Raw genomic sequence first — 20,555 nt, forward strand, 5'->3', positions numbered from 1 at the left:
GTGTGACTCACAAGGAGGTTTGGCATATGACCACACTCGAACAGCAGGCAGACGCCGAGGCGGTGGAGCCGCCCGTCTGGCGGGACAAGAAGCGACGCCTCTGGCTGATGGGACTGATCGCCCCGACGGCGCTCTTCGTGATGCTGCCGATCGTCTGGGGGCTCAACCAGCTCGGCTGGCACGCCGCCGCGCAGGCGCCGCTGTGGATCGGGCCGATCCTCGTCTACGTGCTGCTGCCGATCCTCGACCTGCGCTTCGGGCCCGACGGGCAGAACCCGCCCGACGAGGTGATGGAGCAGCTGGAGAACGACAAGTACTACCGCTACTGCACCTACATCTTCATCCCGTTCCAGTACCTCAGCGTGGTCTTCGGCGCGTACCTGTTCACCGCCTCCAACCTGAGCTGGCTGGGCTATGACGGCGCGCTGGGCTGGGCGGGCAAGCTGGGCGTGGCGCTGTCGGTCGGCGTCCTCGGCGGCGTCGGCATCAACACCGCCCACGAAATGGGCCACAAGAAGGACTCGCTGGAGCGGTGGCTGTCCAAGATCACCCTGGCGCAGACCTGCTACGGCCACTTCTACATCGAGCACAACCGCGGCCACCACGTGCGGGTGTCCACGCCCGAGGACCCCGCGTCGGCCCGTTTCGGGGAGACCTTCTGGGAGTTCCTGCCGCGCAGCGTGTTCGGCAGCCTGCGCTCGTCGCTGCGGCTGGAGGCCCAGCGCCTGCGCCGCCTGGACAAGAACCCGTGGAACCCCGCGACGTACCTGTCCAACGACGTGCTCAACGCGTGGCTGCTGTCGATCGTGTTGTGGGGCGTGCTGATCGCGGTCTTCGGCCCGGCGCTCATCCCGTTCGTCATCATCCAGGCCGTCTTCGGCTTCAGCCTGCTCGAGGCGGTCAACTACCTGGAGCATTACGGGCTGCTGCGGCAGAAGAACGCTAGCGGTCGCTACGAGCGGTGCGCACCGGTGCACAGCTGGAACTCCGACCACGTCGTCACCAACTTGTTCCTGTACCACCTGCAGCGGCACAGCGATCACCACGCCAACCCGACGCGGCGTTACCAGACGCTGCGCAGCATGGCGGGCGCGCCCAACCTGCCCAGCGGGTACGCGTCGATGATCTCGCTGACCTACGTCCCGCCGCTGTGGCGCAAGGTGATGGACCACCGGGTGCTCGAACACTACGACGGCGACATCACCAAGGTGAACATCCACCCGCGGGTGCGTAAGCGGGTGCTGGCCCGCTACGGGGTGAGGGCATGAGCGCCTACCGCTGCCCGGGCTGCGACTACATCTACGACGAGGCGAAAGGCGCTCCGCGGGAAAGCCTTCCCGCGGGCACGCCCTTCGCCGAGATTCCCGACGACTGGTGCTGCCCCGACTGTTCGGTGCGCGAAAAGATCGATTTCCAGGAGACAGGAGCCATCCGATGACCGATTACAAGCTCTTCATCTGCGTGCAGTGCGGATTCGAATACGACGAGGCCAAGGGCTGGCCGGAGGACGGCATCGCGCCCGGGACCCGCTGGGACGACATCCCCGAAGACTGGAGCTGCCCGGACTGCGGCGCGGCGAAATCCGACTTCGAGATGGTCGAGATAGCCCGGGCGTGATCGGCACCAACGGCATGGCCGAAGCGGCTATTGTCGCGCCTGTGAAGCGGATGCCCTACCCCGAGGCGTCGCGCGCCCTGCTGCGCGACTCGGTGCTGGACGCGATGCGCGAGCTGTTGCTGACCCGCGACTGGTCCGCCATCACGCTCTCGGACGTGGCCCGCGCCGCGGGCATCAGCCGGCAGACCATCTACAACGAGTTCGGGTCGCGGCAGGGTCTGGCGCAGGGTTACGCCCTGCGCCTGGCCGACCGGCTGGTCGACGCCGTCCATACCGCCATCGTCGCCAACGTCGGCAAGATCTACGAGGCGTTCCTGCAGGGCTTTCGGGCCTTCTTCGCGGAGTCGGCGGCGGACCCGCTGGTGATCTCGCTGCTGACCGGGGTCGCCAAGCCGGACCTGCTGCAGATCATCACCACCGACAGCGGGCCCATCATCACCCGGGCGTCGGAACGGCTGAGCACGGCGTTCACCCAGAGCTGGGTGGCCACCAGCGACGAGGATGCCGGCGTGCTGGCGCGGGCCATCGTGCGGCTGGCGATGAGCTACGTCTCGATGCCGCCCGAGGCCGACCATGACGTGGCGGCGGACCTCGCGCGGCTGATGACGCCGTTCGCCGAGCGTCACGGCGTCGTCAACGTCCCCTGACGACGGCCGGCGCCTGGGCCGCCGACTACAGTGGCGCAAGAGCGTATACCTAAGCTAAGTAATCCTCTTTCGAACCAAGCCGCAGAAGGAATGGAACTTTAATGACGACGACTGAAAGTTCGCTGACCGCCGACGTCCGCAACGGCATCGACTTCAAGGTCGCCGACCTGTCGCTCGCGGACTACGGTCGCCGGGACATCGAGCTCTCCGAGCAGGAGATGCCAGGTCTGATGTCGCTGCGCCGCGAATACGCCGACGTGCAGCCGCTCAAGGGGGCGCGGATCTCGGGCTCGCTGCACATGACGGTGCAGACCGCGGTCCTCATCGAGACCCTCGTTTCGCTGGGCGCGCAGGTCCGCTGGGCGTCGTGCAACATCTTCTCCACCCAGGACCACGCCGCCGCCGCGGTGGTCGTCGGGCCGTACGGCACGCCCGAGGAGCCCAAGGGTGTTCCGGTGTTCGCCTGGAAGGGCGAGACGCTGGAGGAGTACTGGTGGGCCGCCGAGCAGATGCTGACCTGGCCCGACGAGCCGGCCAATATGATCCTCGACGACGGCGGTGACGCCACCATGCTGGTGCTGCGCGGCGCGCAATACGAGAAGGCCGGCGTGGTGCCGCCCGCCGAAGAGGACGACCCCACCGAATGGAAGGTCTTCCTGGAGCTGCTGCGCAACCGCTTCGAGACCGACAAGGACAAGTGGACCAAGATCTCCGAGTCGGTCAAGGGTGTCACCGAGGAGACCACCACCGGCGTGCTGCGCCTGTACCAGTTCGCCGCGGCCGGTGACCTGGCGTTCCCGGCGATCAATGTCAACGACTCGGTGACCAAGTCCAAGTTCGACAACAAGTACGGCTGCCGGCACTCGCTGATCGACGGGATCAACCGCGGCACCGACGTGCTGATCGGCGGCAAGAAGGTGCTGGTCTGCGGCTACGGCGACGTCGGCAAGGGCTGCGCCGACTCGGTCAAGGGTCAGGGCGCGCGCGTCGTCGTCACGGAGATCGACCCGATCAACGCGCTGCAGGCCCTGATGGAGGGCTACGACGTCGAGACGGTCGAGGACGCGATCGGGACGGCGGACATCGTCATCACCGCCACCGGCAACAAGGACATCATCACCCTCGAGCACATGAAGGCGATGAAGGACTACGCCGTCCTCGGCAACATCGGGCACTTCGACAACGAGATCCAGGTCGCCCAGCTGGAGCGCTCCGGCGCGACCAAGACCAACATCCGGCCGCAGGTCGATGTGTGGACGTTCCCCGACAGCGGCAAGTCGATCATCCTGCTCTCCGAGGGCCGGCTGCTGAACCTGGGCAACGCCACCGGCCACCCGTCGTTCGTGATGAGCAACAGCTTCTCCAACCAGGTGATCGCGCAGATCGAGCTGTGGACCAAGAACGACGAGTACGACAACGAGGTGTACCGGCTGCCCAAGCACCTCGACGAGAAGGTGGCCCGCATCCACGTGGAGGCGCTCGGCGGAAAGCTGACCAAGCTGACCAAGGAGCAGGCCGAGTACATCGGCGTCGACGTCGACGGTCCCTACAAGGCCGACCACTACCGCTACTGAGTCATTGCTGGCCCGCCGAGCGTCGCGCCAGCGCGGCATTCGGCGTCGCGCTTAGGCTGGCGCCGTGCTGATCGCGATCGAAGGGGTTGACGGCGCAGGCAAGCGGACGCTGTCCGACGGCTTGCGCAGGGCTTTCGAGGCGACCGGGAAGTCGGTGGCGATCATGGCCTTCCCCCGCTACGGGAAATCGGTGACCGCCGACGTCGCGGCCGAGGCCCTGCACGGCGACCACGGGGACCTGTCGTCGTCGGTCTACGGGATGGCGATGCTGTTCGCGCTCGACCGGGCGGGCGCCGTCGACGACATCGAGGCGCTGCGCCGCGACCACGACGTCGTCATCCTGGATCGCTACGTCGCCTCGAACGCGGCCTACAGCGCCGCGCGCCTGCACCAGGACGCGGGCGGGCCGGCGGTCGAGTGGGTGCGGCGGCTGGAATATGAGCGGCTGGGCCTGCCGTCGCCCGACTGGCAGTTGCTGCTCGGAGTGCCGGTCGAGCTCGCCGCGCGGCGCGCCCGGCACCGGGCCGAGCACGAGCCGGGGCGGGCCCGGGACAGCTACGAACGCGACGACGGCCTCCAGCGGCGCACCGGCGCCGTCTACGCCGGACTCGCCGAAGCGGACTGGGGCGGCCGGTGGCTGGTGGTCGACGCGGACGTCGATCCTGGCCGGTTGGCCGTCTCTTTGGACGCCGGTTAGCACAATTTGGTCTCGATTCGCCCTTATCGGGGAAGAAACACCCGTGTGGTGTCCGAGTTTTGTCCCGATCTGGTGACACCATGGACTCCATGAGGCAAAGGATTCTCGTCGTCGATGACGACGCTTCGCTGGCCGAGATGCTCACCATCGTGTTGCGTGGGGAGGGTTTCGACACCGCGGTCATCGGTGACGGCACCCAGGCCCTGACTGCGGTGCGCGAACTGCGCCCCGATCTGGTGTTGTTGGACCTGATGCTGCCGGGCATGAATGGCATCGACGTCTGTCGCGTGCTGCGCGCCGATTCGGGCGTCCCGATCGTGATGCTCACGGCCAAGACCGACACCGTGGACGTGGTCCTCGGCCTCGAGTCGGGTGCCGACGACTACATCATGAAGCCGTTCAAGCCCAAGGAGCTGGTGGCCCGGGTGCGGGCGCGGCTGCGGCGCAACGACGACGAGCCGGCCGAGATGCTGTCCATCGCCGACGTGGAGATCGACGTGCCGGCCCACAAGGTGACGCGCAACGGCGAGCAGATCTCCCTGACGCCGCTCGAGTTCGACCTGCTGGTCGCGTTGGCGCGCAAACCGCGGCAGGTGTTTACTCGTGATGTGCTGCTCGAACAGGTGTGGGGCTACCGGCACCCGGCGGACACCCGCCTGGTGAACGTGCATGTCCAGCGTCTGCGGGCCAAGGTTGAGAAGGACCCGGAGAACCCGACCGTGGTGCTGACCGTTCGAGGAGTGGGATACAAGGCCGGACCTCCGTGATCCGGGAGCGTCCTTGATTTGGCGCTCGCCGCGACGGACTAGGAGCCGCTGGGGGCGTTCGGGTCCCATGACCCGCGGCATGGGTGCGGTGAGTCGCGCCGTTGCCGTCGCGTGGCGCCGGTCGTTGCAGCTGCGCGTCGTCGCGCTGACGCTCGGAATGTCACTGGCGGTGATTCTCGCGCTCGGCTTCGTGCTGACTTCTCAGGTCACCAATCGGGTGCTCGACGTCAAGGTCAAGGCGGGCATCGAACAGATCGAGCGGGCGCGCACCACCGTCGGCGGGATCGTCAGCGGCGAGGAAACCCGCTCCCTGGACAGCAGCCTGCAACTGGCCCGCAACACGCTGACGTCCAAGACCGACCCCGCGTCGGGCGCCGGGTTGGCCGGCGCGTTCGACGCGGTGCTGATCGTGCCGGGCGATGGGCCGCGCGCGGCGTCCACGGCCGGACCCGTAGACCAGGTGCCCAATTCGCTGCGCGGCTTCGTCAAGGCCGGGCAGGCGTCCTACCAGTACGCGACCGTACACACCGACGGCTTCTCCGGGCCGGCGCTGATCATGGGCACCCCCGCCTCGTCGCAGGTGGCCAACCTGGAGCTGTACCTGATCTTCCCGCTGAAGAACGAGCAGGCCACCATCACGCTGGTCCGCGGCACGATGATCACCGGCGGCGCCGTGCTGCTGGTGCTGCTCGCCGGGATCGCCCTGCTGGTGTCCCGCCAGGTGGTGGTGCCGGTGCGGTCGGCGTCGCGGATCGCCGAACGGTTCGCCGAGGGGCACCTGTCCGAACGGATGCCGGTGCGCGGCGAGGACGACATGGCCCGGCTCGCGGTGTCGTTCAACGACATGGCGGAGAGCCTGTCCCGCCAGATCACCCAGCTCGAGGAGTTCGGCAACCTGCAGCGCCGGTTCACCTCAGACGTCAGCCACGAACTCCGCACGCCGCTGACCACGGTCCGGATGGCCGCCGACCTCATCTATGACCACAGCGCCGACCTCGACCCCACCCTGGCGCGCTCCACCGAGCTGATGGTCAACGAACTCGACCGGTTCGAGTCGCTGCTCAACGACCTGCTGGAGATCTCCCGCCACGACGCGGGCGTGGCCGAATTGTCCGTCGAGGCGGTGGATTTGCGAAGCACCGTGCAAAGCGCGCTCGGCAATGTGGGCCACCTGGCCGAGGACGCCGGCATCGAGCTGCTCGTCGACCTGCCCGACGAGGAGGTGATCGCCGAGGTGGACACCCGGCGGGTGGAGCGGATCCTGCGCAACCTGATCGCCAACGCCATCGACCACGCCGAACACAAGCCGGTGCAGATCCGGATGGGCGCCGACGAGGACACCGTCGCGGTCACCGTCCGCGACTACGGGGTGGGGCTGCGGCCGGGCGAGGAGAAGCTGGTGTTCAGCCGGTTCTGGCGGGCCGACCCTTCGCGGGTGCGCCGGTCGGGCGGCACCGGCCTGGGCCTGGCGATCAGCGTCGAGGACGCGCGCCTGCACCAGGGCCGGCTGGAGGCGTGGGGCGAGCCCGGCGAGGGCTCGTGCTTCCGGCTCACGCTGCCGCTGGTCCGCGGGCACAAGGTCACCACCAGCCCGCTGCCCATGAAACCCATCCCGCCGACCGCCAACACCGGCCCGCAACCCAAAGACCGTTCGCGGCAACGCGAACACGCGGAGAGGAGCGGATGATGCGCCGGCTGCTGGGCCTGCTGATGCTGGCCTTGCTGCTGGCCGGTTGCGCGGGCGTGCCCAGCTCGTCGGCGCCGCAGGCCATCGGCACGGTCGAGCGACCCGCGCCGTCGAACCTGCCCAAGCCGACCCCCGGCATGGACCCCGACGTCCTGCTGCGCGAATTCCTCAAGGCCACAGCCGATCCCGCGAACCGGCACCTGGCGGCCCGCCAGTTCCTCACCCAGTCGGCGTCCAACGCCTGGGACGACGCCGGTAGCGCTCTGCTGATCGACCACGTGGTGTTCGTGGAAACCCGTGCCGCCGAACGGGTTTCGGCGAACATGCGGGCCGACATCCTGGGGTCGCTGTCGGACATGGGGGTGTTCGAGACCGCCGAGGGGGTGCTGCCCGACCCCGGCCCGATCGAGTTGGTCAAGACCTCGGGCGGGTGGCGGATCGACCGCCTGCCCAACGGGGTGTTCCTGGACTGGCAGCAGTTCCAGTCGACGTACAAGCGCAACACGCTCTACTTCGCCGACCCGACCGGCAAGACGGTGGTGCCCGATCCGCGCTACGTGGCGGTGGCCGACCACGACCAATTGGCGACCGAGCTGGTCTCCAAGCTGATCGGCGGGCCGCGCCCCGAGATGGCGCACACGGTGCGCAACCTGCTCGCCCCGCCGCTGCGGCTGCGCGGGCCGGTGACCCGGGCCGACGGCGGCAAGAACGGGATCGGGCGCGGTTATGGGGGCGCGCGCATCGACCTGGAGAAGCTGTCCACCACCGACCCGCACAGCAGGGCTTTGCTTGCCGCGCAGATCATTTGGACGCTGGCGCGGGCCGACATCAGGGGCCCGTACGTGATCAACGCCGACGGCGCCCCGCTCGACGACCGGTTCGCGGAGGGCTGGACGACCTCCGACGTCGCCGCCACCGACCCGGGCGTCGCCGACGGCGCGGGCGCCGGGCTGCATGCGCTGGTGAACGGGTCGCTGGTCTCCCTGGACGGCCAGCACTTCGCCAATGTGCCCGGGGCCTTCGGGCGGATGGGCGACCAGACCGGCGCCGCGCTGTCGCGCAGCGGGCGACAGGTCGCGTCCGTCGTCACCCTGCACCGCGGCGCGCCGGATGAGGCGGCCTCGCTGTGGATCGGCGACCTGGGCGGCGAGGCGGTCCAGTCCGCCGACGGGCATGGCCTGACGCGGCCGAGCTGGTCGCTGGACGATGCCGTGTGGGTGGTGGTGGACGGCAACAACGTCTTGCGCGCGATCCAGGAACCGGCGTCGGGGCAGCCCGCCCGCATTCCCGTCGATTCCGTCGCCGTGTCCACCCGCTTCCCGGGTCCGATCACCGACCTGCAGCTGTCCCGCGACAGCACGCGCGCCGCGATGGTGATCGGTGGCCAGGTGATCCTGGCCAGCGTCGAGCAGACCCAGGCCGGCCAGTACGCACTGACCTACCCGCGGCGGCTCGGCTTCGGGCTGGGCAACTCGGTGGTGTCGCTGTCCTGGCGCACCGGTGACGACATCGTGGTGACCCGCACGGACGCCAGCCATCCGGTGTCGTACGTCAACCTCGACGGGGTGAACTCCGACGCGCCGTCCCGGGGTCTGCAGATGCCGGTGCTGACGGTCGCCGCCAACCCGTCGACGGTCTACGTCGGGGCTCCCCAAGGGGTGCTGCAGTATTCGGCGGCCGCCGCCGAAAGCCAGCAGGGGTGGTCGGAGGTGCCGGGCCTGATGGTGTTCGGGGCGGCGCCGGTCCTGCCTGGCTAGTGGCGATCGCGAGCGCGGCGGAGCCGGGCGTGGCGGGTCGCCACCATCACCCCGGTTGTCGGTCCCGCCGGCGACACTGACCCCGTGCTGGATCTCATCCTGCCGCTGCAGTGCGGCGGCTGCGGGGCGCCGTCGACCCGTTGGTGCGCCGCCTGCACACGGGAGCTATCGGTGGCCGCCGACCAACCCCATGTGGTGACCCCGCGCGTCGATCCGCAGGTGCCGGTGTTCGCGCTCGGCCGCTACGCGGGCGCCCGCCGCCAGGCGATCTTGGCGCTCAAGGAGCACGGCCGCACGGATCTCGTCGGGCCGTTGGCGGGGGCGCTGGCCGCCGGTGTGCACCGGCTGCTGTCCTGGGGCATCGTCGAGCTCCCGCTGACCGTCGTGCCGGCCCCGACGCGCCGTTCGGCGGCGCGCCGACGCGGCGGCGACCCGGTCACCCGGCTCGCGCGCGCGGCGGTGGCCGGCCATCCCGCGATCGCCGTCGCCCCGGCGCTGCGGATGAGGGCGCTGGTGCGCGACTCGGTGGGCCTGGGCACCGCGGCCCGCGAGCGCAACGTCGCGGGCCGGGTGCGGCTGCGGCGCGCGGCGCCGCCCACCGAGGTCTTGATCGTCGACGACATCGTCACCACCGGGGCCACGGCACGGGAGTCGGTGCGGGTACTGCGGGCGGCGGGGGTCCGGGTCACCGCAGTGCTGACGGTCGCGGCCGCGTGAGGCTGTGCGGTCGCCAAGAGTATGTGAAGAACTCGCAACAGCTCCGCGAAATCAGTGGCATGGCGAGGCGAACAAGAGCTAACGTCGAGAACAACGTTAATCGACTCACTGGTCTGACTCACTGGTCGCGACATTCCCAGGTTGAGACCCCACTCGCGGGAAGGGGTGAGTATTCGACACCTTGCATCGGCGAGCAGCCTGCAGCGGTGATTCAGGTGAAAAGACCCGCTCTCCCCACCTCGTCGGCGCGTCGTCAGCAAGCCGGGCACGCAGGGCGCGTGCGACGTGAAAGAGAAACGAGTTGTCACGTATGTCAAGGCTATCCGTGGATTCCGGTCAAATTCTCGACCAACCGCCGACGCAAACCGACGGCCAAGTTCAACCGATGACCAACGCCGAAGTCGTCTTCAAGGGCCGCAACGTAGAAATCCCCGACCACTATCGGGTGTACGTCTCCCAGAAACTCGCCCGCCTCGAGCGGTTCGATCGCTCCATCTATCTCTTCGATGTCGAGCTCAAGCACGCGCCCAACCGGCGACAGCGCAAATCGTGTCAACGCGTCGAGATCACCGCCCGCGGCCGCGGGCCGGTAAGCCGGGCGGAGGCCTGCGCCGACAGCTTCTACGCGGCATTCGAGTCCGCGGTCGACAAGCTGGAGAACCGGCTGCGCCGCGCCAAGGATCGCCGCAAGGTCCACTACGGCGACAAGACGCCGGTGTCGCTGGCCGCCGCCACCGCGGTCGTGCCGCCGCCGGCGCAGGAACGTGCGCCCGAACCGCCGGCCGAGCATGACGGCGCCGAGGCCGGCCACGAGCCCGGTCGGATCGTGCGGACCAAGGAACACCCGGCTACGCCGATGACGGTCGACGACGCGCTCTACGAGATGGAGCTCGTCGGGCACGACTTCTTCCTCTTCCACGACAAGCAGACCGAGCGGCCCTGCGTGGTCTACCGGCGGCACGCCTACGACTACGGGCTGATCAGGCTCTCCTGAGGTACGACGGCCATCACGGCGTCGTCACCTACGATGGGAGTCGCCTTAAGAGAAGAGACTCCTAACCAACAGGGGACATAGCTGTGCTGTCGAAGTTGCTGCGCCTTGGCGAAGGTCGCATGCTCAAGCGTCTCAAGCGGGTGGCTGACTACGTCAACACCCTGTCCGACGAGGTCGAAAAGCTGACCGACGCGGAGCTGCGGGCCAAGACCGACGAGTTCAAGAAGCGGCATGCCGACGGCGAAAGCCTCGACGACCTGCTGCCCGAGGCCTTCGCGGTGGCCCGCGAGGCGGCCTGGCGGGTGCTCGACCAGCGCCCGTTCGACGTGCAGGTGATGGGCGCGGCGGCGCTGCACTTCGGCAACGTGGCGGAGATGAAGACCGGTGAGGGCAAGACCCTGACCTCGGTGTTGCCGGCCTACCTCAACGGCATCGGCGGCAAGGGCGTGCACGTCGTCACCGTCAACGACTACCTGGCCAAACGCGACAGCGAGTGGATGGGCCGCGTGCACCGCTTCCTCGGTCTCGAGGTCGGCGTGATCCTCGCCCAGATGACCCCCGACGAGCGCCGGGTGGCGTATGCCGCCGACATCACCTACGGCACCAACAACGAATTCGGCTTCGACTACCTGCGCGACAACATGGCGCATTCGCTCGACGACCTGGTGCAGCGCGGGCACAACTTCGCCATCGTCGACGAGGTCGACTCCATCCTGATCGACGAGGCCCGCACCCCGCTGATCATCTCCGGCCCCGCCGACGGCGCCTCCAACTGGTACCTCGAGTTCGCCCGGCTGGCGCCGCTGATGGAAAAGGACGTCCACTACGAGGTCGACCTGCGCAAGCGCACCGTCGGCGTGCACGAACTGGGTGTGGAGTTCGTCGAAGACCAGCTCGGCATCGACAACCTCTACGAGGCCGCCAACTCGCCGCTGGTCAGCTACCTCAACAACGCGCTGAAGGCCAAGGAGCTGTTCAACCGCGACAAGGACTACATCGTCCGCGACGGCGAGGTGCTGATCGTCGACGAGTTCACCGGCCGCGTGCTCTACGGCCGCCGCTACAACGAGGGCATGCACCAGGCCATCGAGGCCAAGGAGCACGTCGAGATCAAGGCCGAGAACCAGACGCTGGCCACCATCACGCTGCAGAACTACTTCCGGCTCTACGACAAGCTCGCCGGCATGACCGGTACCGCCCAGACCGAGGCGGCCGAGCTGCACGAGATCTACAAGCTGGGCGTGGTGCCCATCCCGACCAACAAGCCGATGGTCCGCACCGACCAGTCCGACCTCATCTACAAGACCGAGGAGGCCAAGTACATCGCGGTGGTCGACGACGTCGTCGAGCGTTACGAGAAGGGCCAGCCCGTCCTGATCGGTACCACCAGCGTCGAGCGCTCCGAGTACCTGTCGCGCCAGTTCCAGAAGCGCCGCGTCCCGCACAACGTGCTCAACGCCAAGTACCACGAGCAGGAGGCGGGCATCGTCGCCGTGGCGGGCCGCCGCGGCGGGGTCACGGTGGCGACCAACATGGCCGGCCGCGGTACCGACATCGTGCTGGGCGGCAACGTCGACTTCCTCACCGACCAGCGGCTGCGCGAGCGCGGCCTCGACCCGGTGGAGACGCCCGAGGAGTACGAGGCGGCCTGGCACGAGGAGCTGCCCAAGGTCAAGGAGGAGGCCGGCAAGGAGGCCGCCGAGGTGGTCGAGGCCGGCGGCCTGTACGTGCTGGGCACCGAGCGGCACGAGTCGCGGCGCATCGACAACCAGCTGCGCGGCCGCTCCGGCCGCCAGGGCGACCCGGGCGAGTCCCGCTTCTATCTGTCACTGGGCGACGAGCTCATGCGCCGGTTCAACGGCGCCGCGCTGGAGGCGATGCTCAACCGGCTCAACCTGCCCGACGACGTGCCCATCGAAGCCAAGATGGTCACCCGCGCGATCAAGAGTGCCCAGACACAGGTCGAGCAGCAGAACTTCGAGGTCCGCAAGAACGTCCTCAAGTACGACGAGGTGATGAACCAGCAGCGCAAGGTGATCTACGCCGAGCGCCGCCGCATCCTGGAGGGCGAGAACCTCAAGGAGCAGGCGCTGGACATGGTCCGCGACGTGGTCACCGCCTACGTTAACGGTGCGACCGCCGACGGCTACGCCGAGGACTGGGACCTCGAGGCGTTGTGGACCGCGCTCAAGACCCTGTACCCGGTCGGCATCGACCACGAGACGTTGATGCGCGTGGACGCCGACTCCGACCGCGACGACCTCACCCGCGAGGAGCTGCTCGACGAGCTGCTCAAGGACGCCGAACGGGCTTATGCCGCAAGGGAAGCCGAGCTGGAAGAGATCGCCGGCGAGGGCGCGATGCGCCAGCTGGAACGCAACGTGTTGCTCAACGTCATCGACCGCAAGTGGCGCGAGCACCTCTACGAGATGGACTACCTCAAGGAAGGCATCGGGCTGCGTGCGATGGCGCAGCGCGACCCGCTGGTGGAGTACCAGCGCGAGGGCTACGACATGTTCATGGCGATGCTCGACGGCATGAAAGAGGAGTCGGTCGGATTTCTGTTCAACGTCACGGTCGAGGCGGTGCCCACCCCACAGGTCGCGCCGGTGGAAACGCCGGAGGGGCTCAAGGATCTGGGAACCGCGGCGGACCAGGGCGAGGCCGCCCCGCCCCCGCGGGAAGAGCCGCCAACCCAGTTACGCGCCAAGGGGATTGACAACGAGGCGCCGGCGATGACCTACTCCGGCCCGTCGGAGGACGGCTCGGCGCAGGTGCAACGCAACGGCGGCGACGGTCAGCGGACGCCGGCGGGCGTGGCGGGCGGCGGTTCCCGGCGCGAGCGCCGCGCGGCCGCCAGGCAGCAAGGCCGCGGCGCCAAGCCGCCGAAGTCGGTCAAGCGCCGCTAGCGCGCGCCTTTCTCGCCGAGTGTGCGGCTAGCTTCACGCTCGGCGCCGAAGGTGCGGCTCGCTTCACGCTCGCCACGGCCCGGGGATTTGAGGCAGTCGCCCCATGCGTCGACGGCACCCCCGCGCGCACGATTCCCGCATGATCACATCGCCTTTGGCGGCCGCCACGGCCGTCCTGCAGAACCCCCGCCTGCCGTCCGGAGACGACGAACGGTTCGTCGGCTTCGGCGTGATGGGCCTTCCGTTCGCCAGCGGACACTATCTGGCGTTGCGGGTATTTCCGGCCACGTCGTTTTCGCCCGGCTACCGGTCGGTGTGGCACCGCGACCCCGACGGGGCGTGGACCTTCTACGCGACGACACCGGGCCCGCAGAGCTGCGCCCGGTTCTTCAGCTCGGCGACGCCCAACGATGCGGTGCAGTGCGACATCGACGTCGCCTGGGTCACCCCGTGGTCGCTGTTCGTCGAGATCCCGGGATTGCTGGCCTGGCACATCGATATCGGCACCACCGCGTCCACCCGACTGATGAGCACGGTCGGCGGGCGGTTGCCGGCGCGGGCGTGGACCAACCGCGCGCTGCTGGCCGCCCTCGGCCGGGCCGCGGGCCCGACGCTGCGGGCCGGCCGGGTCCGCCTGTCCGGCACCGCGCCCAACGGGCAGCGGTTCATGATCGCCCCGGCGCAAGTGTGGGCGGTGGCGGGTTCGCGCGCGGCATGGCGCGGGGTGGACCTCGGGCTGGTCGGGCCGCTGCCGCACCAACCGCGGCTGGCCGGTTTCCGGCCGCCGCAGCGCGGCCTGTTCGTGGTGGGTTCGGGCCATTTCGAAACCTTCGACGCCGGCCGCCATCACGCCGTCGGACGCACTGTGCCAATCGGCTGACCGCGGACCGATGAGCTGGGCACAATGAGGCCCATGTCGGAGCCCGAACTGCCGACCCGGGCGGAGCTGCTGGCCGCGCTGTCGGTGGCGATCGACCTGGGTTTGGGCCAGCCCGCCGAGCACATGCTCCGGGCGGCGCTGATCGCGACCAGGCTTGCCGACCGGCTCGGGCTCGACACCGACGAACGGGATTGCACCTATTACACGACCCTGATCATGTGGATCGGCTGTCACGCCGACTCCCACGAATACGCGCGGTGGTTCGGCGACGACATCGCCGTGCGCCACGACTCGTATCTCGTCGACTGGTCCGGGCTGCCCTACCTGCGGTTCCTGGCCGGCAACGTGGGGCGCGGCCAGCCGCTGACGCACCGATTGAGCGTCATGGCAACGCTTTTCGCCAACGCGCGCGGCCACATCTCCCGCCTGATCCACTCGCATTGCACCTCGGCGGCCGTCCTGGCCGACCGAATGGGGCTGGGGCCCGACGTGCAGGCGGCCGTGGCGTTCGCCTTCGAGCGCTACGACGGCGGCGGGTTGCCCGCAGGCGCCCGGGGCGACGAGATCCCGATCCAGATGCGCATCGCTCAGCTGGCCGACATGGTCGAGGTGCACCATCGCACCTACGGCGTCGCGGGGGCCGAGGCCATGGTGCGTGATCGGCGCGGCGGGCAATTCGACCCCCAGGTCGCCGACGCCTTCCTGCGTCACGGCGAGCAGATCCTGGCCGGCCCGCAGGCCGGCGACTCCTGGGCCGCGGCACTGGCCGCCGCGCCCGATCGGGATCAGCGGCTCGACGACCGGTCGCTGGACGCCCTGCTCGTCGCCCTCGGCGACTTCGTCGACCTGAAATGCCCGTTCACCCTTGGGCATTCGCGCGCGGTCGCCCGGCTCGCCGGGGACGCCGCGCGGGCCGCGGGCGTCGACGCCGACGCGGTGGCCCTGACGCGACGCGCGGGTCACGTCCACGACCTGGGCCGCATCGGGGTGTCGAACCAGATCTGGTCCCGGGAGGGGCCGCTGACGGCCTCGGAATTCGAACGCGTGCGGCTGCACCCGTATCTGACGGTCCGCATCCTCAACCAGGTGCCCGGCCTGCGGCAGCTCGCGGAGGTCGCGGGCAATCACCATGAATGCCTGGACGGTTCGGGGTATCCGCGTGGGCTCGCCGGCTCCGCGCTCGGTCTGCCGGACCGGATCCTGGCCGCCGCGGTCTGCTATCAGTCCGCCTGCGAGCCCAGGCCGTATCGCGAGCAGATGTCGCCGGACGCGGCGGCCAGGCGGCTGCGCGGCCGGGCGCAGGCCGGTGAACTGGAATCGGTCGCCGTCGAAGCGGTGCTGCACGCGGCCGGTCAACCCGCGCAGCGGCCCAAAATGCGGCCGGACGGGTTGACCCCCAGGGAGATCGAAGTGCTGTGCCTGGTCGCGCGCGGCGCCTCCAACAAGGACATCGCGGCGTCGCTGGTGATCAGCGAGAAGACCGCCCGCAACCACGTCGAGCGCACCTACGCCAAGATCGGCGTTTCGAACCGCATCGGCGCCAGCATGTACGCGCTGCGCAACGGACTGGTCAAAAATACCTAGTGCCCCGCCCGGGGAAGATGAGGCAAACGACCTATGGTCGAGCGCTCGCACGCGGCGGACACTTAGCCCATGAAGCGATATCTGACGCTTGGTTACGGCGCCGCGGCGTACCTGCTCTTCCTCGCGGCCTTCCTGTATCTCATCGGTTTCGTGGGCAATTTCGCGGTGCCCCGAAGCGTCGATCATGGGCTCGCCGCGCCCATCGCCCAGGCCATCCCGATCAACGCGGTCCTGGTCACCCTCTTCGGGGTGCAGCACAGCGTGATGGCCCGGCCCGCGTTCAAGCGGTGGTGGGCACGCTTCGTGCCGTCGTCGATCGAGCGCAGCACCTACGTGGTGTTCTCGAGCGTCGTGCTCGCCCTGATGTACTGGCAATGGCGGACGATGCCAACGGTCGTCTGGGAGGTGCGGATGCCGGCGGCCCGCGCGCTGCTGTGGGCGCTGTTCTGGCTCGGCTGGGCGATCGCGCTGCTGGCGACGTTCCTGATCAACCACTTCGACCTGTTCGGGCTCCGGCAGGTGTATCTGGCGTCGCGCCAACAGCCTTACACCAGCGTCGAATTCCGCGTCCGGCTCCTCTACCGCGTGGTGCGGCACCCCCTGATGCTCGGGATGGGCATCGCGTTCTGGGCCGCGCCCGTCATGACGGCCGGGCATCTGTTGTTCTCGGTCGGCATGACGCTCTACATCCTGGTCGCCACCCAGCTGGAGGAGCGGGACCTGGTCGCGTCGCTGGGCCACCAATACCTCGATTACCGCCGCGAGGTGTCGATGCTTGTGCCTATTCCGCGACGCCGAGCTGCGGGGATGGCGCGGCAGGGCTGAGTCTCTAGCAGTTCCGTAGGAGGTCGGCGATCCGGCGCCCGCGCCCCCGTCCCACCTGTCAGGATTGACGGTATGGATGTCAAGGAGGTGCTGCTGCCGGGCGTCGGTCTTCGCTACGAGTTCACCGATCACAAGGGCGACCGCATCGGCATCATCGCCCGGCGAGGCGGCGATTTCGAGGTCGTCGTCTACGCCCGGGAGGATCCCGACGAGGCCCGCCCGCTCCTGCACCTCAGCGAGGAAGAGGCCGAGGTGGTGGCCGCGATCCTCGGGGCGCCCCGGATCGCCGAGCGGTTCACCGAACTGGCCCGGGAAATACCCGGGCTCGAGACCGGGCAGGTTCACATCCTGGCCGGCAGCCCGTTCGTCGACCACCCCTTGGGCGACACCCACGCCCGCACCCGCACCGGCGCCTCCATCGTCGCGATCGTGCGCAACGACGAAGTGCTCGCATCGCCCGGGCCGGCCGAAATGCTCCATGCCCGAGACGTTTTGATCGTCATCGGAACCCAGGACGGCATCGCCGGCGTCGAGCAGATAATCGACAAAGGCTGAGCCGGTGCAAATTTCGTGGGCGCTGCTGCTACAGCTCGGCGCCCTCCTGGCCACGCTGGCCGTATTGGGCGCCGCGGCACGACGATTCGCTTTGTCGCCGATACCGGTCTACCTGCTCGCGGGCCTGTCCCTCGGTAAGGGCGGCATCCTGCCGTTGGACGCGGGCGGCCAGTTCATCACGACGAGCGCGCCCATCGGCGTCGTGCTGCTGCTGCTGACCCTGGGCCTGGAGTTCTCCGCAGCCGAGTTCGCCACCAGCCTGCGCCACCACCTGCCGTCGGCGGGCGTCGACATCGTGCTCAACGCGGCGCCCGGCGCGGTCGCGGGCTGGCTGCTCGGACTGGACGGCGTCGCGATCCTGTGCCTGGCCGGCGTCACCTACATCTCCTCGTCCGGTGTGATCGCGCGCCTGCTGGAGGACCTGCACCGCCTCGGTAACCGGGAGACGCCGGCGGTGCTGTCCGTGCTGGTGCTCGAGGACTTCGCGATGGCGGCCTACCTGCCGCTGTTCGCCGTGCTCGCCGCGGGCGGCGGGTGGCTGCACGCGGTCGGCGGCATGGTGGTGGCGGTGGCCGCGCTGCTGGCGGCGTTCGCCGCGTCCTACCGCTGGGGCCACCACGTGGGACGGCTGGTCGAACACCCCGACTCCGAACAGCTGCTGCTCCGCGTGCTCGGCATCACCCTGATCGTGGCGGCGTTGGCCGAGTCCCTGCACGCATCCGCCGCCGTGGGCGCGTTCCTGGTGGGGCTGACGCTGACCGGCGAGACGGCGGAACGCGCCCGTCAGGTGCTGGGCCCCCTGCGGGACCTGTTCGCCGCGATCTTCTTCCTGGCGATCGGCTTTTCGGTCGACCCGCACGCGCTGATCCCGATGCTTCCGGCGGCGCTGATATTGGCCGCGGTGACGGCGGCGACCAAGGTGGCCACCGGGATCTTCGCCGCCCGGCGCGACGGGGTGGCGCGGCGCGGGCAGCTGCGGGCGGGCACGGCGCTCGTCGCCCGCGGCGAATTCTCGCTGATCATCATCGGCTTGGCCGGCACGTCGATCCCCGCGGTCGCCGCGCTGGCGACGTCGTACGTGTTCGTCATGGCGATTCTGGGTCCAGTGCTCACCCGCTACACGCCGGCGGCCCGCTGACGCCCGCGGCCGGGCCTTGATCACCGGCGGTCAACCGATGTGGAGGGCCACCACCAGCCACCGGGCGCCGGCGTCGGCGGGCATCCGCTCGACACGGCAGGCGATGGCATGGACCCGGTTCCCCCGGCTGTAGGAGCCGGACACCTCGGCGGCGGCATCCGGGTCCCGATGACCGGCCGGCTGCAGCCGCACCCGGCGCAACACCGCGGCGCCCGCGCGCCCGGTGGCCGACTGACTCACCGCGACAACGGAATCCACCAGGCTGGGCGTCAGCAAGGGGCGCAGTTGCGCGGCCGGTCGGCGGCGGTCGATGACCTCCAGCACCCGGCGCAGCGCAGCGTCGGCGAACGCCGCCGCCTGGCGCATCTGCGGCGACGTGGCCGCGCGGACCGGCTCCGCGGGTTGCCGCCCGGGCGGGTAGGGGCGGGGGCCGCGGCGGCGCAGCGGTGCCCGCGCCGATGGCCGGCACGCGGGAACGCTCGGCGGGACGTCTTGCGGGGGAGGCTCGTAGTCGACGACGGGCAGGACGGCGAAGGCGTCGGACGGACCCGCGACAGGACTGCTGTTCACCACGCACTCTCCAACTCTTCGGTCGAACCGTGAGCCCGCTGGAGAGGGGCAGGCAGTGGTCATCATGGCACAACCGCGGCCCGCGCGTACCCGCGCTCGGCCGGGACCCGTCGAGACGATTACCGTGGGCGGGGCATCTCCTTAAGCAACAGGGCGATGATTCGACGAGGAGGACTGCGCCCTTATGGTGACCCGGCTGTCCCCATCGGACGCGTCGTTTTTTCGGCTGGAAAACACGGCCACCCCGATGTACGTCGGATCGCTGTCGATCCTGCGCAAGCCGCGCGCGGGATTGAGCTATGAGACGCTGCTGGCCACCGTCGAACAACGGCTGCCGCAGATCCCGCGCTACCGGCAGAAGGTCCGGGAGGTCCGGGTCGGTTCGGCCCGCCCGGTGTGGGTCGACGACGCCGACTTCGACATCACCTATCACGTGCGGCGCTCCGCGTTGCCGTCGCCGGGCAGCGACGAACAGCTGCACGAGCTGATCGCCCGCCTGGCCGCCCGGCCGCTGGACAAGACGCGGCCGCTGTGGGAGATGTATCTGGTCGAGGGCCTGGCCAAGAACCGGGTCGCCCTGTACACGAAGTCGCATCAAGCCTTGATCAACGGCATGGCGGCGCTGGAGATCAACCACGTCATCGCCGACCGCACCAGGCGTCCCCCGGCGCTGCCCGAGGACATCTGGGTCCCGGAGCGCGACCCGGGTAACGCGCGGCTGATCTTCGGCGCCATCGGCGACTGGTTCGTGGGGCCGGGCACCCAGCTGCAGGCCGTCGGGTCGGCCGTCGGCGGCCTGGTGACCAACCATGGCGAGCTCCTCGCGGCCGGCCGGCGGGTCGTCGATTTCGCGCGGGCGGTGGCGCGCGGCACCGCGCCGAGCAGCCCGCTCAACGCCACGGTCTCGCGCCACCGGCGGTTCACGGTGGCGAGCTGCAACCTCGAGGACTACCGCACGGTGCGCGCGCGGTATGACTGCGACGTCAACGACGTGGTGCTCGCGGTGATCACCGGGGCGCTGGGCAACTGGCTGATGTCACGCGGAGTGGCGGTGTCGCCGACGGCGACGGTGCGGGCCATGGCGCCGCTGCCGGTCTACGCCGACGGCCAGCTCGACGCGACCGGCCCCGGCCAGGCCATCAGCCAGGTGACGCCCTTCCTGGTCGACCTGCCGGTGGGGGAGCCGAACGCGGTGGTGCGGCTGTCGCAGATCGCGCACGCCACCGAATCCAACCCGACGGGTGCGCGCCTGGTGGACGCCAGGACCATCGTCACCCTGTCGGGCTTCGCGCCGCCCACGCTGCACGCCATGGGTATCCGCGTCGCCACCAGCTTCCCCACCTTCTCCCGGCGGACGTTCAACCTGCTGATCACCAACGCGCCCGGGGCCCAGTCGCAGATGTATGTCGCCGGCACCAAGCTGCTGGAGACCTACTCCGTGCCGCCGTTGCTGCACAACCAGGCGCTGGCCATCAGCGTGACGTCGTACAACGGCATGCTGTATTTCGGCATCAACGCCGACCGCGAAGCGATGAGCGACGTGGAACTGCTGCCCGGCCTGTTGAGCCAATCGCTCGAGGAATTGCTGGAAGCTTCCCGGTAATTAGTCCAGGTGAAAACCTGTGGCCGGTTCTATC

19 protein-coding genes are annotated in these 20,555 nt (G+C 69.3%); 18 read left to right on the top strand and 1 reads right to left on the bottom strand.

Annotated elements, in window-relative coordinates:
- The first annotated feature begins 26 nt into the window (after positions 1-26).
- The 17 genes from A5701_RS22330 to A5701_RS22410 all read left to right on the top strand — a co-directional run bounded on the left by A5701_RS22330 (position 27) and on the right by A5701_RS22410 (position 18,348).
- Positions 27-1,268, top strand: coding sequence for an alkane 1-monooxygenase (locus A5701_RS22330; protein ID WP_067759015.1), 1,242 nt, complete (start codon positions 27-29; stop codon positions 1,266-1,268).
- A complete protein-coding gene (locus A5701_RS22335) occupies positions 1,265-1,438 on the top strand; it encodes a rubredoxin (RefSeq protein WP_067759018.1) in 174 nt (57 codons plus the stop codon). Before A5701_RS22330 ends, A5701_RS22335 begins: the two co-directional genes overlap by 4 nt.
- Positions 1,435-1,617: a rubredoxin gene (locus tag A5701_RS22340; protein ID WP_067759022.1), complete on the top strand. Its 183-nt coding sequence runs from the start codon at positions 1,435-1,437 to the stop codon at positions 1,615-1,617. Before A5701_RS22335 ends, A5701_RS22340 begins: the two co-directional genes overlap by 4 nt.
- Before the next feature lie 14 nt (positions 1,618-1,631).
- Complete coding sequence (locus tag A5701_RS22345; RefSeq protein ID WP_067759081.1) at positions 1,632-2,264, top strand: TetR family transcriptional regulator; 633 nt, start codon at positions 1,632-1,634, stop codon at positions 2,262-2,264.
- Between the two features lie 101 nt (positions 2,265-2,365).
- A complete protein-coding gene (gene ahcY / locus A5701_RS22350; protein ID WP_067759025.1) occupies positions 2,366-3,838 on the top strand; it encodes an adenosylhomocysteinase in 1,473 nt (490 codons plus the stop codon).
- A gap of 64 nt (positions 3,839-3,902) precedes the next feature.
- Positions 3,903-4,535: a dTMP kinase gene (locus A5701_RS22355; RefSeq protein WP_067759028.1), complete on the top strand. Its 633-nt coding sequence runs from the start codon at positions 3,903-3,905 to the stop codon at positions 4,533-4,535.
- Positions 4,536-4,615: 80 nt separating this feature from the next.
- The gene (gene mtrA, locus A5701_RS22360; RefSeq protein WP_007168097.1) at positions 4,616-5,302 is read left to right on the top strand and encodes a two-component system response regulator MtrA; all 687 of its coding nucleotides are present in this window, start codon (positions 4,616-4,618) and stop codon (positions 5,300-5,302) included.
- A 13-nt stretch (positions 5,303-5,315) separates the two neighbouring features.
- Positions 5,316-6,989, top strand: a complete 1,674-nt coding sequence (gene mtrB, locus A5701_RS22365) for an MtrAB system histidine kinase MtrB (RefSeq protein ID WP_082950280.1) — start codon at positions 5,316-5,318, stop codon at positions 6,987-6,989.
- On the top strand, positions 6,986-8,746 hold the full coding sequence (lpqB, locus tag A5701_RS22370; RefSeq protein ID WP_067759034.1) for an MtrAB system accessory lipoprotein LpqB: 1,761 nt from the start codon (positions 6,986-6,988) through the stop codon (positions 8,744-8,746). The genes mtrB and lpqB overlap by 4 nt, the downstream gene beginning before the upstream one ends.
- Before the next feature lie 84 nt (positions 8,747-8,830).
- On the top strand, positions 8,831-9,463 hold the full coding sequence (locus A5701_RS22375) for a ComF family protein (protein WP_067759037.1): 633 nt from the start codon (positions 8,831-8,833) through the stop codon (positions 9,461-9,463).
- A 325-nt stretch (positions 9,464-9,788) separates the two neighbouring features.
- The gene (gene hpf / locus A5701_RS22380; protein WP_067759040.1) at positions 9,789-10,457 is read left to right on the top strand and encodes a ribosome hibernation-promoting factor, HPF/YfiA family; all 669 of its coding nucleotides are present in this window, start codon (positions 9,789-9,791) and stop codon (positions 10,455-10,457) included.
- Between the two features lie 83 nt (positions 10,458-10,540).
- Entirely contained in the window at positions 10,541-13,366 is a 2,826-nt protein-coding gene (gene secA, locus A5701_RS22385; RefSeq protein WP_067759043.1) for a preprotein translocase subunit SecA, read from the top strand.
- Positions 13,367-13,505: 139 nt separating this feature from the next.
- Positions 13,506-14,246 (top strand): hypothetical protein, encoded by a 741-nt coding sequence (locus A5701_RS22390; RefSeq protein ID WP_067759046.1) that lies wholly within the window; start codon positions 13,506-13,508, stop codon positions 14,244-14,246.
- A gap of 33 nt (positions 14,247-14,279) precedes the next feature.
- A complete protein-coding gene (locus A5701_RS22395) occupies positions 14,280-15,830 on the top strand; it encodes an HD domain-containing phosphohydrolase (RefSeq protein WP_082954864.1) in 1,551 nt (516 codons plus the stop codon).
- A 69-nt stretch (positions 15,831-15,899) separates the two neighbouring features.
- Positions 15,900-16,655, top strand: coding sequence for a methanethiol S-methyltransferase (gene mddA, locus A5701_RS22400; protein WP_067759052.1), 756 nt, complete (start codon positions 15,900-15,902; stop codon positions 16,653-16,655).
- 72 nt (positions 16,656-16,727) lie between these two features.
- Positions 16,728-17,210, top strand: coding sequence for a cation:proton antiporter regulatory subunit (locus tag A5701_RS22405; RefSeq protein ID WP_067759055.1), 483 nt, complete (start codon positions 16,728-16,730; stop codon positions 17,208-17,210).
- A 4-nt stretch (positions 17,211-17,214) separates the two neighbouring features.
- Complete coding sequence (locus tag A5701_RS22410; RefSeq protein ID WP_067759057.1) at positions 17,215-18,348, top strand: cation:proton antiporter; 1,134 nt, start codon at positions 17,215-17,217, stop codon at positions 18,346-18,348.
- Between the two features lie 30 nt (positions 18,349-18,378).
- On the opposite strand, the gene A5701_RS22415 is transcribed toward A5701_RS22410, so the two are convergent.
- Complete coding sequence (locus A5701_RS22415; RefSeq protein ID WP_197499031.1) at positions 18,379-18,918, bottom strand: Rv3235 family protein; 540 nt, start codon at positions 18,916-18,918, stop codon at positions 18,379-18,381.
- A 184-nt stretch (positions 18,919-19,102) separates the two neighbouring features.
- Here A5701_RS22415 and A5701_RS22420 point away from each other — a divergent pair, with 184 nt between their 5' ends.
- Positions 19,103-20,521 carry a wax ester/triacylglycerol synthase family O-acyltransferase gene (locus tag A5701_RS22420; protein ID WP_067759060.1) on the top strand — a complete coding sequence of 473 codons (1,419 nt, stop codon included), beginning with the start codon at positions 19,103-19,105 and terminating at the stop codon, positions 20,519-20,521.
- Positions 20,522-20,555: the final 34 nt, after the last annotated feature.

It is taken from the genome of Mycobacterium sp. E3305 (assembly GCF_001666785.1).
Taxonomy (GTDB): domain Bacteria; phylum Actinomycetota; class Actinomycetes; order Mycobacteriales; family Mycobacteriaceae; genus Mycobacterium.